The sequence below is a fragment of the Micromonospora auratinigra genome (genome assembly GCF_900089595.1).
GTDB classification, from domain to species: domain Bacteria; phylum Actinomycetota; class Actinomycetes; order Mycobacteriales; family Micromonosporaceae; genus Micromonospora; species Micromonospora auratinigra.
The window spans coordinates 3438271-3457219 of sequence record NZ_LT594323.1; the positions used below are offsets into that span (position 1 = coordinate 3438271).

Annotated in this window: 17 protein-coding genes and 1 riboswitch; of the genes, 12 read left to right on the forward strand and 5 right to left on the reverse strand. The window is 75.5% G+C overall.

Annotated features, from left to right (window positions below):
- The first annotated feature begins 28 nt into the window (after positions 1–28).
- From GA0070611_RS15145 to GA0070611_RS15155, 3 genes are all read left to right on the forward strand, one after another.
- Positions 29–943 carry a cation diffusion facilitator family transporter gene (locus GA0070611_RS15145; RefSeq protein WP_091672960.1) on the forward strand — a complete coding sequence of 305 codons (915 nt, stop codon included), beginning with the start codon at positions 29–31 and terminating at the stop codon, positions 941–943.
- 146 nt (positions 944–1089) lie between these two features.
- Positions 1090–1224: riboswitch (cyclic di-AMP (ydaO/yuaA leader) on the forward strand.
- A gap of 4 nt (positions 1225–1228) precedes the next feature.
- Entirely contained in the window at positions 1229–2317 is a 1089-nt protein-coding gene (locus tag GA0070611_RS15150) for a coiled-coil domain-containing protein (RefSeq protein WP_091664595.1), read from the forward strand.
- Between the two features lie 111 nt (positions 2318–2428).
- On the forward strand, positions 2429–2941 hold the full coding sequence (locus GA0070611_RS15155) for a hypothetical protein (protein ID WP_091664597.1): 513 nt from the start codon (positions 2429–2431) through the stop codon (positions 2939–2941).
- 1 nt (position 2942) lies between these two features.
- On the opposite strand, the gene GA0070611_RS15160 is transcribed toward GA0070611_RS15155, so the two are convergent.
- A complete protein-coding gene (locus tag GA0070611_RS15160; protein ID WP_231921130.1) occupies positions 2943–3455 on the reverse strand; it encodes an SRPBCC family protein in 513 nt (170 codons plus the stop codon).
- A gap of 77 nt (positions 3456–3532) precedes the next feature.
- Positions 3533–3892: an STAS domain-containing protein gene (locus GA0070611_RS15165; protein ID WP_091664599.1), complete on the reverse strand. Its 360-nt coding sequence runs from the start codon at positions 3890–3892 to the stop codon at positions 3533–3535.
- 396 nt (positions 3893–4288) lie between these two features.
- On the opposite strand from GA0070611_RS15165, the gene GA0070611_RS15170 reads away from it, so the two are divergent.
- Positions 4289–4693, forward strand: a complete 405-nt coding sequence (locus GA0070611_RS15170) for a hypothetical protein (protein ID WP_091664601.1) — start codon at positions 4289–4291, stop codon at positions 4691–4693.
- 74 nt (positions 4694–4767) lie between these two features.
- Here GA0070611_RS15170 and GA0070611_RS15175 read toward each other — a convergent pair whose 3' ends face one another.
- On the reverse strand, positions 4768–7485 hold the full coding sequence (locus GA0070611_RS15175) for a cellulose binding domain-containing protein (RefSeq protein ID WP_091664603.1): 2718 nt from the start codon (positions 7483–7485) through the stop codon (positions 4768–4770).
- A gap of 301 nt (positions 7486–7786) precedes the next feature.
- On the opposite strand from GA0070611_RS15175, the gene GA0070611_RS15180 reads away from it, so the two are divergent.
- The 3 genes from GA0070611_RS15180 to GA0070611_RS15190 are packed head-to-tail and all read left to right on the forward strand — an operon-like array spanning position 7787 to position 9569.
- Positions 7787–8464: a BON domain-containing protein gene (locus GA0070611_RS15180; RefSeq protein WP_091664605.1), complete on the forward strand. Its 678-nt coding sequence runs from the start codon at positions 7787–7789 to the stop codon at positions 8462–8464.
- 59 nt (positions 8465–8523) lie between these two features.
- Entirely contained in the window at positions 8524–9021 is a 498-nt protein-coding gene (locus tag GA0070611_RS15185; protein ID WP_091664608.1) for a redoxin domain-containing protein, read from the forward strand.
- On the forward strand, positions 9018–9569 hold the full coding sequence (locus tag GA0070611_RS15190) for a DsbA family protein (RefSeq protein WP_091664611.1): 552 nt from the start codon (positions 9018–9020) through the stop codon (positions 9567–9569). The genes GA0070611_RS15185 and GA0070611_RS15190 overlap by 4 nt, the downstream gene beginning before the upstream one ends.
- A gap of 4 nt (positions 9570–9573) precedes the next feature.
- Here the strand turns inward: GA0070611_RS15190 and GA0070611_RS15195 are convergent, their stop codons facing one another.
- Complete coding sequence (locus tag GA0070611_RS15195) at positions 9574–12483, reverse strand: LuxR family transcriptional regulator (protein ID WP_091664614.1); 2910 nt, start codon at positions 12481–12483, stop codon at positions 9574–9576.
- Positions 12484–12629: 146 nt separating this feature from the next.
- Here GA0070611_RS15195 and GA0070611_RS15200 point away from each other — a divergent pair, with 146 nt between their 5' ends.
- From GA0070611_RS15200 to serS, 5 genes are all read left to right on the forward strand, one after another.
- Positions 12630–13070, forward strand: a complete 441-nt coding sequence (locus GA0070611_RS15200; protein WP_091664616.1) for a hypothetical protein — start codon at positions 12630–12632, stop codon at positions 13068–13070.
- Entirely contained in the window at positions 13067–14212 is a 1146-nt protein-coding gene (locus GA0070611_RS15205; RefSeq protein WP_091664619.1) for an alcohol dehydrogenase catalytic domain-containing protein, read from the forward strand. The genes GA0070611_RS15200 and GA0070611_RS15205 overlap by 4 nt, the downstream gene beginning before the upstream one ends.
- 31 nt (positions 14213–14243) lie before the next feature.
- Positions 14244–15431, forward strand: coding sequence for a saccharopine dehydrogenase family protein (locus GA0070611_RS15210; RefSeq protein WP_091664621.1), 1188 nt, complete (start codon positions 14244–14246; stop codon positions 15429–15431).
- Positions 15432–15478: 47 nt separating this feature from the next.
- Entirely contained in the window at positions 15479–16558 is a 1080-nt protein-coding gene (locus GA0070611_RS15215; protein WP_091672966.1) for a DNA polymerase III subunit beta family protein, read from the forward strand.
- 451 nt (positions 16559–17009) lie between these two features.
- Positions 17010–18293, forward strand: a complete 1284-nt coding sequence (serS, locus tag GA0070611_RS15220) for a serine--tRNA ligase (protein WP_091664623.1) — start codon at positions 17010–17012, stop codon at positions 18291–18293.
- Positions 18294–18345: 52 nt separating this feature from the next.
- Here serS and GA0070611_RS15225 read toward each other — a convergent pair whose 3' ends face one another.
- Positions 18346–18948, reverse strand: a complete 603-nt coding sequence (locus GA0070611_RS15225) for a redoxin domain-containing protein (protein WP_091664625.1) — start codon at positions 18946–18948, stop codon at positions 18346–18348.
- Between the last annotated feature and the right edge of the window lies 1 nt (position 18949).

Genomic DNA, 18949 nt, shown 5'->3' on the forward strand with positions numbered 1-18949 from the left:
CCGGGGCCGGGGACGAGAGGGTGTGGGCGTGGGCGCAGGGCATGACCACAGCGGCGCGGTGGCCAACGCCGCACACCGCCACCGGGGTCGACTCTGGGCCGCCTTCGGGGTGCTCAGCGCCCTGATGGTGGTCGAGGCGGTGACCGCCTTCGGCACCGGCTCCCTGGCGCTGCTCTCCGACGCCGGGCACATGTTCACCGACGTGCTGGGCATCGGCATGGCGCTGGCCGCGATCACCGCGACCCGCCGGGGCGACACCGACCCGCAGCGCACCTTCGGGCTCTACCGCCTCGAGGTGCTGGCCGCGCTCGCCAACGCGGTCCTGCTCGGCGTGGTCGCGATCTACGTGCTGGTCGAGGCGGTCCGCAGGTTCGGCGAGCCGCCGGAAGTGCTGGCCGGCCCGATGCTCGTCGTCGCGGTGCTCGGCCTGCTGGCCAACCTGGTGGCGTTCGCCCTGCTGCGCGCCGGGGCGCAGGAGAGCATCAACCTGCGCGGGGCGTACCTGGAGGTGCTCGGCGACCTGCTCGGCTCGCTCGGGGTGATCGCCGCGGCCATGGTCATCGCGCTCACCGACTGGTGGTGGGCCGATCCGGTGGTCGCGGTCGCGATCGGTCTGTTCATCCTGCCGCGCACCTGGCGACTCGGCCGCGCCGCGGTACGCATCCTGGTGCAGGCCGCCCCGGAGCACCTCCAGGTGACCGCGGTGCACGACCGGCTGGCCGCCGTGCCCGGCGTGGCCGAGGTGCACGACCTGCACGTCTGGACGCTCACCTCGGGCATGGACGTGGCCTCGGCGCACCTGACCATGCACCCGGGCGCGGAGGTGGGCGAGGTGCTGGCGGCGGCCCGGGCCGCGCTGCACGAGGACTTCCGCATCGATCACGCCACGTTGCAGATCGAACCCGGAGCGTCGGCCGGCGCCTGCGGGCCGACCGAGTGGTAATTAGGACAATCTTAAATTCCAGTGGTTATTGTAGCCCTATGCCGGTTTTGGGCGGTTTGACCGCCCACGCGACCCGAGCCGGGTCGGTGACCCGCCGGTAGGCTCGATCGCGGCCCGCGTCGGGCGCCGCCCGTCGGCGTCCGGAGGGTGGGCCGTCGCCTAATCGCCGCAGCACGGCGAGCCGGGGAACCACGCACCTGGGGTGCATCCGCGTCCGCGCGGTAGGGATCTTCCGTCCCGAACCCGTCAGCTAACCCGGTCGGCGGATGACGGAAGGACATGTGCATGCCAACGGTTCCACCCGTACGACGGACGGCCGCCCGGTTGGCGGCCCTGCTCGTCGCGACGCTCGCCCTCGGCGTCGCGACCGTGCCGGTCTCCCCCGCCTCGGCGGCTTCCCCGACCGGCCTGCTCGCCGCCGCGCCCGGCGACGACGACGAGGGCGGCACCCCGGCCCTGCGGGCCCAACTCGACGCGGCCAGCAAGGGCTGGCTGGACGCCCGTGCCGCGCTGGCCCGCTCGGTGGCCCGGCAGAAGCAGCTCGGCACCGAGCTGACCACCATCAACGCCGAGCTGGGCACCCGGGACGCCAAGGTCGGCGAGATCGCCGGGGTGGCGTACCGCTCCGGGCGGCTCGGCACCGCCTCGGCGCTGCTCTCCAGCGGCAGCCCGGAGGGCTTCATGGACCGCGCGGCCGCGCTGGAACAGGTCGCCGCCCAGGAGGACCGGGCGCTGCGCGAGCTGATCGACACCCGGGACCGGGCGACCCGCACCCAGACCGCGCTGGCCGTGGAGATCCAGGAGCAGCGCAAGCAGGTCGCGGTGATGGCCAAGCGCAAGCAGCAGGCCGAACAGGCGCTGGAGGTGGCGAACCGCAAGGCCGCCGCCGCCGACGACGGCGAGAGCGGCGACAGCGGCGACAACCGGGGTACGTCGAGCGCGAACGCCGAGCCGGCCCGGCGCAGCTCCGACGGCTCCTGGCCGCCCGAGTCGTGCAGCGTCAACGACCCGACGCCCGCCGACGGCTGCATCACCCCGCGCACCCTGCACGCCCTGCAGCAGGCCAAGGCGGCCGGCTTCACCCGGTACGTCTCCTGCCACCGGCCCAGCGGGTCGGGTGAGCATCCCAAGGGTCGGGCCTGCGACTTCGCCGCGCAGAAGGACGGCTTCGGCGGGGTGGCCAGCGGCGGCGACCGGACGTACGGCAACAACCTGGCGGCGTACTTCATCCGCAACTCCGACGCCCTCGCCGTGCTCTACGTGATCTGGTTCAAGCGGATCTGGCTGCCCAGCAGCGGCTGGAAGGCGTACAGCGGTGGCAACGGCGACCCGTCCAGCGACCACACCAACCACGTGCACCTGTCGGTGTACTGATTCGTGCGGGTGGCCCGCCGTCCGGCGGGCCACCCGTACGTCCACCGACGTACGCGCGATGTCGACAGCGGCACCACGACGCCACCAGTGCGCCGGGGCAGGATCGGCGGCATGAGCCGACTCTCCCCCGCCGGGCGCAAGGCCCTGCTCACCGTCCACCTGGTCACCTCGCTGGGCTGGCTCGGCGCGGACCTGGTGCTGCTCACCCTGGGTGTCGCCGGGCTGCGCGGGGCCGACCCGGCGGTGGTCTATCCGACCGCCGGGCTGCTGGTCACCTACCTGTTCGCCCCGCTGAGCCTGGTGGTCTGGCTGCTCGGGCTGGCCAGTGCGCTGCTCAGCCCGTGGGGCCTGCTGCGCTGGCGCTGGGTGCTGGTGAAGTTCGCGATCACTACGGTCATGCTGGGGCTGGTCAACCTGGCGCTGCTGCCCCGGGTCCGGGAACTCGGCGCGCTGGCCGGGGACGCGTCGATGCACCTGCGCGCCGACCTGGTGATCGCGCCGGCCGTCTCCAGCACCCTGCTGGTCACCGTCACCGTGCTCTCCACGTACAAGCCGTGGGGACGGCTGCGCCGGGCCGCCGCGCCGGTGGCCCGCCGGGCGGTGCCGGCCCGGCCGGGGGCCTGACTCAGGCCGCCCGCCCCTCCAGGGTCGCGCCGAGGCGGCTGGCCAGGCCGAGGTGGGCCGCCCGGGCCTGCCGGAAGGCGTAGCCGAACAGCGGGGCCGGCGCGCTGAGGGTGATCTCCACGTCGATCCGCACCACGCCGTCGGGCTCGTCGCGCAGCCGGGTGTGGTTGCGCACCGTGGTGGCCGGCTGCTGCCGGGCCACCGTCACCACCTCGTCGTCGGTCGCGATCAGCACGTCCGCCTGGTAGGTGACCGGGAAGTGCAACGGGCCCAGCGCCAGCCGGTCGGTGATGGCGTAGCTCGCCAGCGCGCCCGGCCGGGGCGGCAACTCCCGCACCCGGACGATCAGCGGATGCAGCTCGCCCTGCCGGGTCAGGTCACCGAGCAGGGCGGCTGCCTCCGCTCGCGGGCACCGGGCCTGCACGGTGTAGCTGAAGCTGTCGCTGCTGAGCAACCCTTCCCCCTCGCCGTCGACGGTCCGGACGATCGTCCCGTACCGGGGCCGGCCCCGCAACGGTCGAAGGTCCCCGGCGGACGAGCACGGGGCGGGACCGAGGGGGATCGGCCCGCCCGCGACGGCGGTGGGGCGGCTCAGGCGCCGGGGAGCACCTCGGAGCCGCTGTCGGCGAAGTAGGGCTCGGGCGCGCCGAAGAGGCCGAGCAGGCCGGTGACCCAGAGCTGGCGGTGCACGAAGCGGCTCGGCTCGGTGACCACCAGCTTCACGCCACTGACCTCGGCGGTCTGGAAGCCGGCGACCATGGCGCTGATGCCGACGGAGTCGATGAAGGTGACCAGCCGCATGTTGAGCTCGATGCGGGCCGGCCGGGCCTTCGCGAGCACCTCGGCGATCGCTTCACGCACCTCGTACGCGGTGTCGACGTCGATCTCACCCCGTGGGGCGATCTGCACGACACCACCCGGCAGAACCGACTTCACGATCGACAGGCTCACGCGAGCACCTCCACTCGCCCGTACGGGCGCCTCATCAGTACGCGGGCCGCGACCGAGAGTATTCCTCCGATGCCCTCGGTCGCCACCCCTCGGGATGAGCAATTCGCGGACTGGGCACACCTGGGCATCCAATCCGGATCTTCAGCTTCCTGTTTTCCCTGGGACAACTGTTCTCAACCGTCAACGATCGGCCGGGCCGGCCGATCCGCGGACCCAGGGTAGCGGTACCGCGCCCGCCCCGCGCCGCACCCGACCCCGGCGCGTCCACGCCCCCGCCCCGGACCGCGGGTTTGGCGGGCCCGGGCGATGGGCACAGGGGCGGAGAGGAGACCGCGCGCCGGATGAACACCGGAGTCCGATTCGCCGCCGGATTCCGGCCCCCGAGGAGGTAAGACGATGTTCGGAACCGCCCTGCTGGACCGCCGCAACAAGCCCGAGCGGATCGCCGACCAGGCGTGGCAGCACCTGCTCGGTGCCGTCGGCTCCGCCGGTGACAGCGTCCGGGACGTCGCCCGGTCGGCCCGCCGTAACGGCTCGGGGCTGGCCGACGACGCCTCCGACCTGGTCGGCTCCGCCGCCGACGAGGCCCGCCGCCGGGCCACCCTCGCCTTCGACGCGCTCGCCGGCCGCCGGCCGGCGCTGCCGTGGACCCTGCTCATCGCCGCCGCGCTGGCCGGGGCCGCGGTCGGCTGGGCCGCCGGTACCGCCGCCCGCGCCGCCGGGGCCCGCTCGCGCGACCTGGACGAGATCGAGTTCGTCGACGTCGACCGGCCCGACTCCCCGGTCGGCCTGGACGGCTGACCGACCCGGCCGACGGACCGCAACGACGAGCGGTGGCCGCCCCTGCGGGGCGGCCACCGCTGTGTGCTGCGCGGTCAGCGGGCGGTGCAGGACACCGCCGGGACCTGGTTGGCACCGGTCCAGCTGCCGGTGAAGCCGACCGAGGTGCTGCCACCGACGCCGAGGTTGCCGTTCCAACCGACATCCTTGACGGTCACCGCCGCCCCGGACTGGGTGTACGACCCGTTCCAGAGTTGGGTGATCTTCTGGCCGTTGGCGAAGGTCCAGGAGAGGGTCCAACCGGCGACCGGCGCGGTACCGGAGTTGCGGACCGTGAGCTCGGCCTGGAAGCCACCCGGCCAGGAGTTGGTCACCGCGTACGTGGCCGCACAGCCGCTGCTGCTGGGCGACGGGCTCGGCGCGGTCGGGGTGGGCGACGGGCTCGGCGCGGTGGGCGACGGGCTCGGCGCGGTCGGGCCGGGTGACGCCGACGTCGGCGCCGGACTGGCCGAGGTGGGCGTCGGGCTGGGCGTGCCGCCGAGCCGGTCGGCGACCAGGATGCCCCGGCCGTTGGTGCCGAGGTAGACCCGCCCGTAGACCCGCGGGTCGCCGGTCAGCGCGTCGCCCGCGTTGCCGTACTGGTGCCGGTCGTCGTTGATCCGGACCCAGCTGGCCCCGGTGTCGTCGGAGCGGTAGACGCCGTGCGTGCCGTCCACCGTGCCGATCACGAACACCGCCGGGTGGGTCCGGCCGGGCGCGGCCTTGCCGAAGCCCACATTGCCGGCGGAGCTCACGGCGGCCAGCTTGGTGAAGGTGGCGCCCCCGTCGGTCGAGCGCCACAGCCCGCCGGAGCCGGTCACCCAGAGTTCGCCCTCCTGGCCGGGCACCGCCTTGAGCCGGCCGGACGACGGCAGCCCGGTGGCCGCCGTCGCGGTGAAGCTGGCGCCACCGTTGGTGCTGGCGTAGAGCCGGCCGGCGCTGAAGCCGTAGAACCGGTTCGGGTTGACCCGGTCCCCGGTGATCTGCGCGTTCGCCGGGATGCCGGTGGCGGCGGTCCAGGAGGTGCCGAAGCCGACCGAGTACACGACGGCCGCGCCGGCGTCACCCGGGGCCCAGAGGAACCGACTGCCGTCGGCCGCGGCGGCGACCGTGCCACCGTTGGTGAGGCCGGCCGGCTCGGTGCCCTGGAACCAGCTCGTGCCGCCGTCGGTGGAGAAGGCGACGTGGCTGTCGCCCGGCCGGTCGGCGTCCTTGAAGCTGCCGGCCCGGACGATCACGCTCGGCTTCGTCTCCGCGTAGTCCAGGTCGTGCGGTCCCCAGTTCGGGTCGGTGTACGTCCACCCGGGCACCACGTCGAGGTTGTCGTGCCTGAAGCCGGAGATGTCGCCGAGGGCGCTGAGCAGCGGAGCACCGCTGGGCGGGCTGATCAGGTCGAGCACCGCGGTCTCCTCCAACCCCTTCACCATCGGCGTGATGGTGAACTGGCCGCCGGTGTCCCACTTGGTGAGGTCGGTGGTGCCGTAGACGGTCGCGCCGGTGCCGTACATCATCCGGTTGGAGTCGAACGGGTCGATCTCGATCGACTCGTTCATCCAGCCGAGCTTCGGCGAGGTGTCCGGCGGGGTCGGGTTGGTGTTGCCGAAGGTCAGCCACGGCACCGAGGACGCGTCCAGCTTGTAGCGGAAGCTGCGGTTCGGGTAGCCGGCCCAGTCCCAGATCCGGGTCCAGGTGGCGCCCCCGTCGGTGCTGCGCCAGAAGACCGCGTCCGGCCACCAGGAGACCTGGGTGCCCACCATGATCGTGTTCGGGTGCTGCCGGTCGATGGTCAGGCCGGAGTAGCCGAAGGTGTCGTCGGTGCTGGTCGACGGGACCGGGCTGATCCGGGTCCACGTGCCGGTGGCCCGGCTGAACTTCCACACGTCGCCCTTGGCGCCGTCGTACGGCCCGCCGGTGTCGCTGGTGGCGAGGTAGAGGTAGCCGCCGACCGGGTCCACCACGCCCTTGTGCGGGATGAAGCCGGTGGGCGCGCCGGGCACCGCCTGCCAGGTGACCCCGGCGTCGGTGCTGCGGTAGACCGGGTTGTTCTTGTCCGCCACGCCGACGTAGACCGTCTTCGTGGCGGAACCGGCCGTACCGGTGCTCTTGTCGAAGCTGACCCAGACGACGCCCTGGTTGTCCGAGCCGGTGGACGGGTAGCTGCCGACGTTGGGGAAGGCCGTCACCTTGGCCCAGGTGACGCCGTAGTCGGTGCTGCGCCACAGGCCGTTGCCGCCCTCGGCGCCGTAGTAGAGGGTGCTGTTCCTGTTGGGGTCGACGGCGAGCCGCTCCCCCATGCCCCGGCCGGGCATGTTGCCCCCGTTGTGGAACGGCAGCTCGGTGGCCTGCCAGGTGGCGCCCTTGTCGGTCGAGCGCAGGATCGCCCCGTTGTTCGGGTCCCACCCGTTGGTGTACATGCCGACCGCGGCGTACACCCGGTTGGTCTGCACCGGGTCGGTGGCCAGGCTGATGACCCCGTTCCAGCCCCACTTGTCCGCGCCGACCCAGTCCAGCAGCGGCGTCCAGGACCGGGTGGCCTGCTCCCAGCGGTACGCGCCGCCGATGTCGGTGCGGGCGTACACCAGGTTCTTCTCGGTCTGGTTGAAGACGATGCCGGGGACGAAGCCACCGCCGTCGATCCGGACGTTCTTCCAGCTGTACGGCTCGGCCGAGGCGGCGGCGGCCGGGGTGGCGGGTGCGGCGGCGAACTGCACCGCGACGGCCGCGGCGGTGGCGGCCAGGGCGGCGGCGGCCGCGCCCGCGAGACTTCTGCGCATGGGCGGGGGATCCTCTCGGTTGCCCGAATGTGGTGGGGACGGGAGCGACGCGCGGCGGTGTGCCGCCGGCGGCGTGACAGGGGGGAGCTGCCCGGGCTCCCCGTCGGCGCGCTTGGCTCCCGCAGGCCGAGGGACCTTCACGGTAGCCGTTCCCGACCGGCTATGGAAGCGCTCCCACGGAACTCGTCATCCCGGTCGGGTGAGGGCGGCTCACCCGGGCCGGAGCCAGGATCGTGGTGCGGACGTCCGTGCCGGCGCGCCGGACCCGCGCCGCGACCACCGACCCGGAAGGGAGCCGCCGATGGCCACCGCGACGATCACCCGTACCGACCAGGACATCCAGTCCGACGTGCTCGACGAGCTGACCTGGGAGCCCCGGGTACGCCCCACCGAGATCGGGGTGACCGTCACCGACGGCGTGGTCACCCTGAGCGGCTCGGTGGACAGCTACGCCAAGAAGTGGGCCGCCGAACGGGCCGCGCACCGGGTGCGCCGGGTCCGGGCCGTCGCCAACGACCTCGCCGTCCGGATCGCCACCTCGGCCGACAAGAGCGACCCGGAGATCGCCACCGCCGCCGTCCGGGCCCTGGAGTGGGACGCCTTCGTGCCGGTCGAGGCGCTCGACGTGACCGTCGCCGACGGCTGGGTCACCCTGCACGGCGAGGTCGAGTGGGAGTACCAGCGCCGGGCCGCCGAACGGTCCGTCGGCCGGCTCACCGGCGTACGCGGGGTGAGCAACGGGATCACCGTCCGACCGGACGTCCGGGCCGACGGGCACGAGCTGGCCGAGCGGATCGTGGACGCGCTGGCCCGCAACCGCGCAGGCGAGGCGGAGGGGATCAGCGTCCGGGTGCACGGCGACACCGCCGTGCTGGAGGGGCTGGTGCACTCCGTGCCCGAACGGGAGGAGATCGAGCGGGTGGTCTGGTCCGCCCCCGGCATCCGCGAGGTGCACAACCACGTCACCGTGGGGCGCTGAGCGGAACCACCCGGCCCGGGTGATCCCCGGTCACCCGGGCACCGGCCAGGCTGGGAACCATGACTGATCCGAACGGGCTGATCGGACCCGGGCGGCCCGCGCCCGGGTTCACCCTGCCGGCGACCCCGGACGGGCGAGAGGTGGGCCCCGAGCAGTTCCGCGGCCGCCCGGTGGTGCTCGCCTTCTACCCGGCCGACTGGACGCCGGTCTGCGGCGACCAGATGGCGCTCTACCAGGCCGCCCTGCCCGAGCTGGAGCGGTACGACGCCGTGCTGTTCGGCATCTCGGTGGACAGCCTCTGGTCGCACAACGCCTTCGCGGAGAGCCGGGGTGTCCGGTTCCCGCTGCTGGCCGACTACGAGCCCAAGGGCGCGGTGGCCCGCCGCTACGGCGCGTACACCCCGCAGGGGCAGGCGGCCCGGGCCCTGGTGGTCGTCGACCCCGACGGCACGGTGGCCTGGAGCCACCTGTCGCCGATGGACGTCAACCCGGGGGTGGACGGCATCCTCGACGCCCTGGAGGCGCTGGAGGCGGACCGGCGGGTGGTGAGCCGATGACCACGCCACTGCAGGTCACCACCGCCCGGCTGCGGACCCCGGTGACCGAGACCGACCATGCCCGTGGACCGGTCGACGCCCCGGTCACCGTCGTCGAGTACGGCGACTTCCAGTGCCGGTTCTGCGGGGCCGCGTACCCGAACCTGGCCGAGCTGCTGCGCCAGCGCGCGGAAACGGTCCGGCTGGTCTACCGGCACTTCCCGATCGCCAACGTGCACCCGTACGCGGAGAGCGCCGCCGAGGCGGCCGAGGCCGCCGGCCGGCGGGGCCGGTTCTGGGAGCTGCACGACTGGCTCTACGAGCACCAGGACCAGCTCGACCCGGTGCACCTGTCGCTCGGCGTCGAGCAGCTCGGGATGCCGCCCGACGAGATCGGCGCGGAGGTGTCCGGGCAGGCGCACGCCGACCGGGTCCGGCGCGACTTCGTCGGCGGCATCCGCAGCGGGGTCAACGGCACCCCGACGCTCTTCGTCAACGACGTCCGCCACGACGGCGGCTACGACCTGGCCGAGCTGCTGGCCGTGGTGGACGCCGCCGCCAACCCCTGACCGCTCAGATCAGCCGCAGCTCGCGCGCCCGCCGGACGGCCTCCCGCCGGCGGGTCGCGTCGAGCTTGCGGTAGATGTTGCGGACGTGGGTCTTCACCGTGTTGACCGACAGTGACAGCTCCCCGGCGATCTCCACGTTGGACAGGATGCTCTGCAGGTAGCGCAGGATGGTCAGCTCCCGCTCGGTGAGCGGCTCGTCCAACGGCCGCGCCGGCTCGTCGGACCGCTCCGCCGGCTCGTCGGCGCGCCGCTCGTCCGCCCCGCGCACCAGGTCGCTGACAGTGGCCCAGTGCGCCGTGCCGGAGTCCAGGTGCGCGGCGAGCAGGTCGCGTACGCCCGGCTCGGCGCGGGTGAAGACCCGTCGGTAGCCCTCCGGCTCGGCCAGGTCCAGCACCCGCTCCAGCACCCGTCCGGCCCGCCGGTCGTCGCCGTCGGCGTGCGCCACCACCGCCTCCAGCAGGCCGGCGGCGAGGCGGACGGCCAACGGCCAGGAGCCGGCGTCCTCCCCGGCCCAGTCCGGCAGCGCCCGGCCGGCGGCCCGGGGGTCGCCGGCCCGCAGCTCCACCCGGGCCAGCGCCACGCCCAGCGCCGCCAGCCGCCCGGCCCGCTCCGGCCCCGCATCCGCGCCGGTCGCCGTCCCGGCCGGTGCCGGGACCGGTGACGCGGGGGCGGGCTCTCCGGTCGGCACGGAAGCCGGTGGCGCGGGAGCGGGCTCGCCGGCCGGCGCGGAAGCCGGTCGCGCGGCGGCGGGCCCGCCGGCCGGCGGGGGGACCGGGTCGAGCCGGGCGCGGGCCTCGGTGAGCAGGGCGCGGGCGGTCGGCACGTCGCCGACCAGGGCGCGCAACTGGGCCTCCCCCACGGTCAGCCAGTCGGCCGGCTCCGGTCCGGCCGCGACCTCGCGGGCCGCCGCGAGGGTCCGCAGGGCGGCCGCCGGCTCACCCCGTACGGCCAGCAGCTCGGCCCGGCAGAGCGCGGCCAGCACCCCTGCGACGGGCTCCGCGAGGGCCGGCCCGGCCAGGGCCAGGTGCGCCGCCGCCTCCGTCGGCTCGTCCCGGTGCCACGCCACCAGGGCCAGCGCCAGGTACGCGTAGCCGCAGTCGACCCGGCAGGACCAGCCCTCGCAGGGCGGCATGTCGAGGGCCTCCCGCGCGGTGCGCTCGGCCGCCCGCAACCGCCCCCGGACCGCCTCCAGCAGGGCGGCGCGGCTCGCGCAGACCAACTCGGTCCGGGACCGGCCCGCCTCCCGGGCGGCGGCCCGCGCCTCGGCGAACCACCGCGCCGCGACCGGTAGCCGCCCCTCGTCGAGCGCGACCAGGCCCGCCGCGGTCCCGGCGACCGCCCGGACGTCGGCCGCCCCGGGGCCTTCGCCCGGCCCGGCGGCGCGCAGCCGCTCGGCCGCCCGGCGGGTCTCGTCGTGGTCACCGGCGAGCCGGGCGAGGGTGAGCTCCAGCACGCCGGCCACCCGCCGGAACCGGTCCGCGCGGGTGGCCGGCAGGTCGGCCGCCAGCCCGACCGCCCGGCGCAGGTGCCCGGCGGCCGCGCCGGTGTCGCCCGCGTACGCCCGCTCGGCGGCACAGGCCAGCCCCAGCTCGGGGTCGCGCCGGAGCGCCTCGTCGCCGGGCCCGCCCGGCGCCGGCCCGGCGACCCCGTCCGGCTCGTACGGCACCAGCTCCGGCCAGTGCTCGGTCAGCAGCTCCGTGGCCCGGTCCCAGTCGCCGCCGGACAGCGCGTGCCGCAGCGCCTCGGCCGGCCGGCCGTGGGCCGCGTACCAGGTGGCGGCCCGCCGGTGCAGGTCGTCCCGCTCCTCGGCGAGCCGCCGGCCCAGCTCGTCGTGGAGCAGGTCGGCCAGCAGCGGGTGGCAGCGGTACCAGGCCGGGCTGCCGCCGTCGGCCTCCACGAAGCCGCCCGACCGGGCCAGCTCGCCGAGGAGCTGACCGGCGTCGGGCCGCCCGGTCAGCGCGTCGGCCAGGTCGGCGCAGACCGCCCCGGCAACCGCGGTGCGCCGCAGCACGTCCCGGGTGTCCGGGGTGAGCGGGGCGAGCACCTCGTCCCGCAGGTACCGGGCCACGTCCGGTTGGTCGCCGCCGAACCGCTCGACCGCCCGCGCCGGGTCGGCCCGGCCGTGCAGCGCCAGCACCGCGTACCGCAGGCCCGCCGGCCACCCGCCGGTGCGCGCCCGCAGCCGGGGCACCGCGGCGGCGGGCACCGGCACCCCGTACGCCACCAGCAGGTCGGCCACCTCGTCGTCGGTGAAGGCCAGCTCCCCCGGGCCGATCTCGGTCAGCTCCCCGGCCAGCCGCCACCGGTGCAGGGCCAGCGCCGGCTCCCCCCGGGCACCGGCGACCAGCCGCAGCCGCCCCTCGGTGTGCCGGAGCAGGAACTCCAGCCCGGCCAGCGCCGCCGGGTCGGCGATCCGATGCAGGTCGTCCAGGACCAGCAGCACCGGGTGTTCCCGGGTGGCGAGCGCGGCGGCGAGCAGTTCGAGCTGGTCGGGCCGGGGCGGCCCGTCCGGCACCGGCGGTCGGGGCCCGTCGTCCGCCGGGTCGCCCCCGACCGCGCGCAGCCCGGCGGCCAGGTACGACCAGAGCCGCGCGCCGGTGTCGGAGTCCTCCACCGACACCCAGGCCGGTGCCGGCGTGACCCCGGTGTGTCGGGCCCAGGCGGCGAGCAGGGTCGTCTTGCCCCAGCCGGCGGGTGCGCTGACCAGCGTCACCGGCCCGGCCAGCCCTCGGTCCAGCCGGTCCAGCAGCCGGGGACGGGCCAGCAACGGTTCGGGCGGCGCGGGCGCGGCCAACCGCGAGGCGAGCAACGGCGGCGGCGCGGCCGGCGCGGCCACGACCGGCTCAGCCGGGACCGTCGCGGTCACCTCCTCCGACGCCTCGGCCACCTCGACGCGGTCAGCCTCGTCCGGCATGCGGCCCTCCCCCGTCGCGTCCGCTCCCCCGGTGCGGGCGGCGTTTACCCGGCGCGGGCGGGTTCACCCCCTCGGGGCGAGCCGGTTTCACCCCGCCGGGGACGACGGTGGAGACGCAGGGCACCCGACGTCGACGGGAGGGGCAGGTGGGACGCACGGGACGACTGACCGTGGCCGGGCTCGTCGCCGCGGCCGGAGCGGGCGCCGCGCGGCTGGTCGTACGCCGGCGGGAGCGGCCGCAAGGCGCGACCGGGACGGACCCGCGGCCCGGTCGCGCGCAGGTGGTCACGGTGGCCGGCCGGCCCGACGAGGTGCTGCCGCGCGGGCGGTGGCCCGAGCCGCTGCGTCCCCTCGACGGCGCGGTGCAGCTGTCCGCCCGCCCGGCGCCCGGCGGGCGCGGCACCGAGCTGGCGGCGCGCCCGCTCGGCGGGCACGCGGAGTTGCCCGGGATGGCCGCGCACCTGGTCGGGGACGACCCCGGACGGTACCTGCGGCAGCTGTTGCGGGAGGCCAAGCAACTCGTCGAAACCGGCGAGGTGCTGCGGGCCGACCGGTCCCGGCTCGACCGGCCGGGAGCCGCCGGGTGAGGGCACTGTGCTGGACCGGCCCGGACGAGCTGGCCGTCCGGGAGGTCCCCGACCCGGAACTGCGCAACGCCCGCGACGTGATCGTCCGGGTGCGGCGCAGCGTGACCTGCGGGGCGGACCTGCCGCTGCTGGCCGGCCGGACACCACGGCCGGCCACCGGCGACGTGCTCGGCCACGAGTTCCTCGGCGAGGTGGTGGAGGTCGGCGCGGAGGTGCGCCGGCACCGGGTCGCCGACCGGGTGGTGGTCTGCGCGGCGGTGGCCTGCGGCGCCTGCTGGTTCTGCCGGCAGGGGCTCTACGCCTGCTGCGACAACGGCACCACCGGCCCGGCGGCCGATTCGGCCTGGGGCCAGCCCACCGCCGGCTGCTACGGCCACCCGGCCCTGACGGGCGGTTTCGCCGGCAGCCACGCCGAGTACGTCCGGGTGCCGTACGCCGACGTCGGCGCGTTCACCGTGCCGGACGCGGTCAGCGACGACCGGGCGGTGTTCGCCTCGGATGCCGCCCCGACCGGGTGGCTCGGCGCCGAGCTGGGCGAGGTGGCCCCGGGCGACGTGGTGGCGGTCTGGGGGGCCGGGGCGGTCGGCCAGCTCACCGCCGGCGCGGCCCTGGCGCACGGGGCGGCCCGGGTGGTCGTGGTGGACGACCGCGACGACCGGCTGCGGATGGTGGAGCGGCACGTCGGCGCGGAACCGCTCAACTACCGGTACGTGGACGTCCTCGCCGAGCTGCGCGAGCGCAGCGGCGGGCGGGGCCCCGACGTGTGCGTGGAGGCGGTCGGGATGGCGGCCGAGCCGCCGGGGCTGCTCGGCCGGCTGGGCGGCGGCGCGGAGCGACCGCTCGCGCTGCGCGAGGCGGTGCACGCCTGCCGCAAGGGTGGGACCGTGGTGGCGCTGGGCACCTGGACCGGGTCCGTGGACGCGTTCCCGCTCGGCGCGGTGATGAACAAGAGCCTGACCGTGCGCAGCGCCCGCCAGCACGGGCAGCGCTGGGTGCCCACCCTGCTCGACCGGATGGCCCGCGACGAGCTGCGCACCGAGTACCTGGCCACCCACCGGCTGCCGCTGGAACGCGGCGCGGACGGGTACGCGCTCTTCCGCGACCGGGCCGACGGCTGCATCCGGGCGGTCTTCTCCCCGTGATCGGCGCGGCCGCGGGTGGCACACTCGGCGGATGCGCGACGACCGCACCCACGACCTCGTCCTCTTCGGCGCCACCGGCTTCACCGGCGGCCTCACCGCCGAGTACCTCGCCCGGCACGCCCCGGCCGGGCTGCGCTGGGCGCTGGCCGGCCGCAACCCCGACAAACTGGCCGCGGTACGGCAGCGCCTCGTCGCGATCGACCCGGCCCTGGCCGAGCTGCCCCTGCTGACCGCCGACGTGACCGACCCGGCGTCGCTGCGGGCCGTCGCGACCGGCGCCCGGGTGGTGGCCAGCACCGTCGGCCCGTACGTGCACCACGGCGAGCCGCTGGTCGCCGCCTGTGCCGCCGCCGGCACCGACTATCTCGACATCACCGGCGAACCGGAGTTCGTCGACCTGATGTACGTGCGGCACCACGCCGAGGCGGTCCGTACCGGGGCCCGGCTGGTGCACGCCTGCGGCTTCGACTCGATCCCGCACGACCTGGGCGCCTTCTACACCGTCAAGCAGCTGCCGTCGGACGGGCCGATCACGGTGGACGGCTTCGTCCGGGCCGGCGGCAAGTTCTCCGCCGGGACGTACCACTCGGCGCTCACCGCGTTCTCCCGGACCGGCGAGGCGAGCCGGGCGGCGAAGGCCCGCCGGGCGGTCGAGCCGCGCCCGGAGGGTCGCCGGGTCCGCGCGGTGCCCGGCAAGCTGGGCCGGGTGCCCGGGACCGGGATGTGGGCGGTGCCGCTGCCCACCATCGACCCGCAGGTCGTCCGCCGCTCGGCCGCGGCCCGCCCGGAGTACGGGCCGGACTTCCGCTACCGGCACTTCGCCGCGCTCAAGCGGCTGCCGACCGTGCTGGTGGCCGGGGTCGGCATGGCCGGCCTGGTCGGGCTGGTGAAGCTGCCGCCGACCCGGCGCTGGCTGCTCGGCCGGCTCTCCTCCGGGCAGGGGCCGAGCGCCGAGCAGCGGGCGAAGTCGTGGTTCCGGGTCCGGTTCGTGGGCACCGGCGGGGGCCGGACGGTCCGTACCGAGGTGGCCGGCGGCGACCCCGGCTACGACGAGACCGCCAAGATGCTCGCCGAGTCGGCGCTCTGCCTGGCGCTGGACGACCTCCCGGCGACCGCCGGGCAGGTCACCCCGGTGGCCGCGATGGGCGACGCCCTGCTGGACCGCCTGGTCGCCGCCGGGATCACGTTCCGCGTGCTCGACGGGGGTACGACCACTTGACCCTCGACCGGGTTGAGGGCCCAGCATCGGGCCTCGTGGAGAGCGACCTGCGCAGCATCGGCGAGCTGGCCCGGGCCAGCGGCCTGACGGTCAGCGCGCTGCGGTTCTACGACCGCTCGGGCGTGCTGGTGCCCGTCCTGGTCGACCCGGCCACCGGCTACCGCTGGTACGCCGACGACCAGGTCGCGCCGGCCCGGCTGGTGGCCGGGCTGCGCCGGGTCGGGATGCCGCTGGCCGGCATCGCCGACGCGCTGCGGCACCGGCACCAGCCGGCGGTGGTCCACCGGCTGCTCGACGCGCACCTGCGGCGGCTGGAGGACGGCCTCACCGACGCCCGTCGTGAGCTCTCCCGGATCCGTGCCCTGCTCGACCCGGAGGAGAACCCCGTGACCACCCGTATCGCGCTGTCCCGCGCCGACCTGGCCGCCGCCGTGGCCGCCGTCCGTTTCGCCGTCGGCACCGATCCCGAGCTGCCGGTGCTGGCCGGTGTCCTGCTGGACGTGGAGCCGGACGGCGTCCGGCTGGTGGCCACCGACCGGCACCGGCTGGCCATGGCCCGGGTGGCCGCCCGGGTCGACGGGCCGGTGGTCCGGGCGTTGCTGCCGGTGGCGGCGGTCGACGAGCTGCGCGCGCTGCTCGACACCGGCGTCGGCGCCACCCCGGAGGCCCAGCTGGCCGTCGGCGCCGAGCGGGTGGAGGTGTCGGTCGCCGGCCGGCCGCTGGTCGCCACCCCGCTGCCGTACGACTTCCCGGACTACCGGCGGCTGCTGCACGCGCAGGTCGGTGGCGCACCTGCCTACCGGATCGAGGTCGACGTGGCCGCGTTGCGCTCGGCGCTCAGCGCCGAGGGGGCCGCGACGCTGGTCCGCGAACACGAGGGGGTACGCCACCAGGTGGCGGTGCTCGGCCTCGACGAACGGGGCGGATGGCGCGTGGTCGGCCCAGACGAGCAGACCGGCCCGACGGCGGTGCGGGTGGGCGTGAACCGCGAGTACCTGCTCGAGGCGCTGGACGCCGGGGACCGGGGGCAGCTGGTGCTGGAGCTGGACGGCCCGATCACCCCGCTGGCGGTCCGCCGCCCGGACGACGCGGACGCCTTCTCCGTCCTCATGCCGGTCCGCCTCTGACCGACCGCGGCCTGGGCCGGGCCCGGCGGTCACCTCCGCACCCGTGGTCAGGGTGACGCAGGGTCACGCCCGGCCACTCTCGGCACTCTGCCCCCGGCTTCCTTTGCTCTGCTTCAACCCACGCAACAGAAACTCTGCGCGACTGTTGCGTCGGTTGAAGCAGAGCAAAGGCGGGGGCGAGGACATCCCGGGGCCGAGCCGTCGCTCGACGGTTGACCTGGTCGGGCCGGTGAGATTGCGGCGGACGGGGCGAGCGTCGTCCCGCCCCGGGCCAGACCGGTCACGGTGAGTCAGCAGGACCCGCCACCCGTCCGGCGTCACCGACCGTCACCCGGCCGCTCGGTCCGGGGCGGCGGGAGCCGCGTCCACGGGCCGGGCCGGGCGGAAAGGGGCGCGACGGTAGGCTCTGGGGGTCCCACCTGACTGCCTGGACGGAGGCGTACGGAGCAGCATGCTCGACATGGAGTTGATCCGGAAGGATCGCGAGGCGGTGGCGACCGCGCTGGCGAAGCGTCTGGATCCCGCCGAGGCCAACCGGGCGCTGGACGAGATCCAGCGGCTCGACCAGGAACGACGCGCCCTGATCACGGAGATCGACGCCGAGCGGCAGCGCCGCAAGGCCGAGGCGCGGGCGTACGCGCAGGCGAAGCGCTCCGGCACCACGCCGGAGCCGGCCGCCCCCGAGGCCGAGCGCAAGCAGCTCGCCGAGCTGGAGTCCCAGCTGGACGAGGTGCAGTCCCGACTGCGCGACACCATGAGCGAGCTGCCCAACCTGCCCGCCGACGATGTGGTCGCCGGTGGCAAGGAGGCCAACCGGGTGGTGCGGACGTTCGGCGCGGCGCCGGCCATCGAGAAGGTCCGCGACCACGTGGAACTGAGCCGGGCGCTCGGCCTGGTCGACCACGAGCGCGGGGTGAAGCTCGGCGGCTCCGGCTTCTGGATGTACACCGGCGTCGGCGCCCGGCTGGAGTGGGCGCTGGTCAACTGGCTGATCGAGCAGAACATCCAGGCCGGGTACGAGTTCCTGCTCCCGCCGCACCTGCTGCTGGACACCGCCGGCTTCGCGTCCGGGCAGTTCCCGAAGTTCTACGACGACGTCTACCGGATGGACAAGCAGTCCGCGCCGCGCGGTCAGTTCCTGCTGCCCACCGCGGAGACGGCGATCCTCGGGGCGTACCAGGACGAGATCCTGGAGACGGCGAAGCTGCCGCTGAAGGCGTTCGCGTACACCCCGTGCTACCGGCGCGAGGCGGCCGGCTCGCACTCCGACGAGCGCGGCACCGTGCGCGGGCACCAGTTCAACAAGGTGGAGATCTTCCAGTTCACCCTGCCGGAGCAGGCGGACGCGGCGCTGACCGCGATGGTCGGTCACGTCGAGAGCCTGGTCGAGCAGTTGGGCCTGCACTTCCAGACCAGCCTGCTCGCCGCCGGCGACGCCAGCGCCTCGATGAAGAAGACGCTCGACGTCGAGGTGTGGATGCCGAGCACCGGCAAGTACAAGGAGGTGTCGTCGGTCTCCTGGGCCGGCGACTACCAGGCCCGCCGGGCCGCCATCCGCTACCGGGAGCCGGGCGGCAAGCAGACCCGCTTCGTGCACACGCTCAACGGCTCCGCGCTGGCCACCAGCCGGCTCTTCCCGGCCATCCTGGAGCAGGGCCAGCAGCCCGACGGCTCGGTCGTGGTGCCCGAGGTGCTCCGCGACAAGCTCGGCACCGACCGGCTCACCCCGCGCTGACCCACGGAGCGACGACGGCGGGGGCCCGGCATCGTCCGGGCCCCCGCCGCCGTCAGCCCTTCGCGAGGGTCTCCACCTGGCGGGTGAGGGACTCGCCGTCGAGGTAGCCCTGGTGCACGACGCGGCCGTCGCGGTCGACGACCACGAAGGTGCTCTGCTCGACGACCTCGAACCGCCGCCACAGGGTGCCGGCCCGGTCGTCGAGCTGCGGGGTGCCGCCCAGGTCGAACTCGCGGACGAAATCCTTCATGGCCCGCTGCGCGCCGAGCCCGGCGACGCCGACGATGGGCACGGTGTCCCGGTACTTCGGGGCGATCTCGGCCACCGTCCACGCCTGGCTCGCGCAGGTGGCGCACCAGGGCGCCCAGAACCAGAGCACCACCGGGCGGCCGGCCAGGCGCGCGGCGTCGAACGCCGTACCGTCGAGGGTCTTCGCGGTGAACGACAGCGTCTCCGGCACGCGGCCCGGGGCCACGGCGGCGGTCGGCGTCGCGGCCGGTGCCGGCTCCGCGCCCGCCGGGGACGCGGGGGCGACCGCGCCGACCGGCGCGGCCCGCTCCGGCGCGGTCGCGCAGGCCGCCGCGGCGGGCAGCAGCGCGGCCAGCACGGCGGCCGCGACGAGGCGTCGGGTCACCACGGGGGTACGACGTGCCATC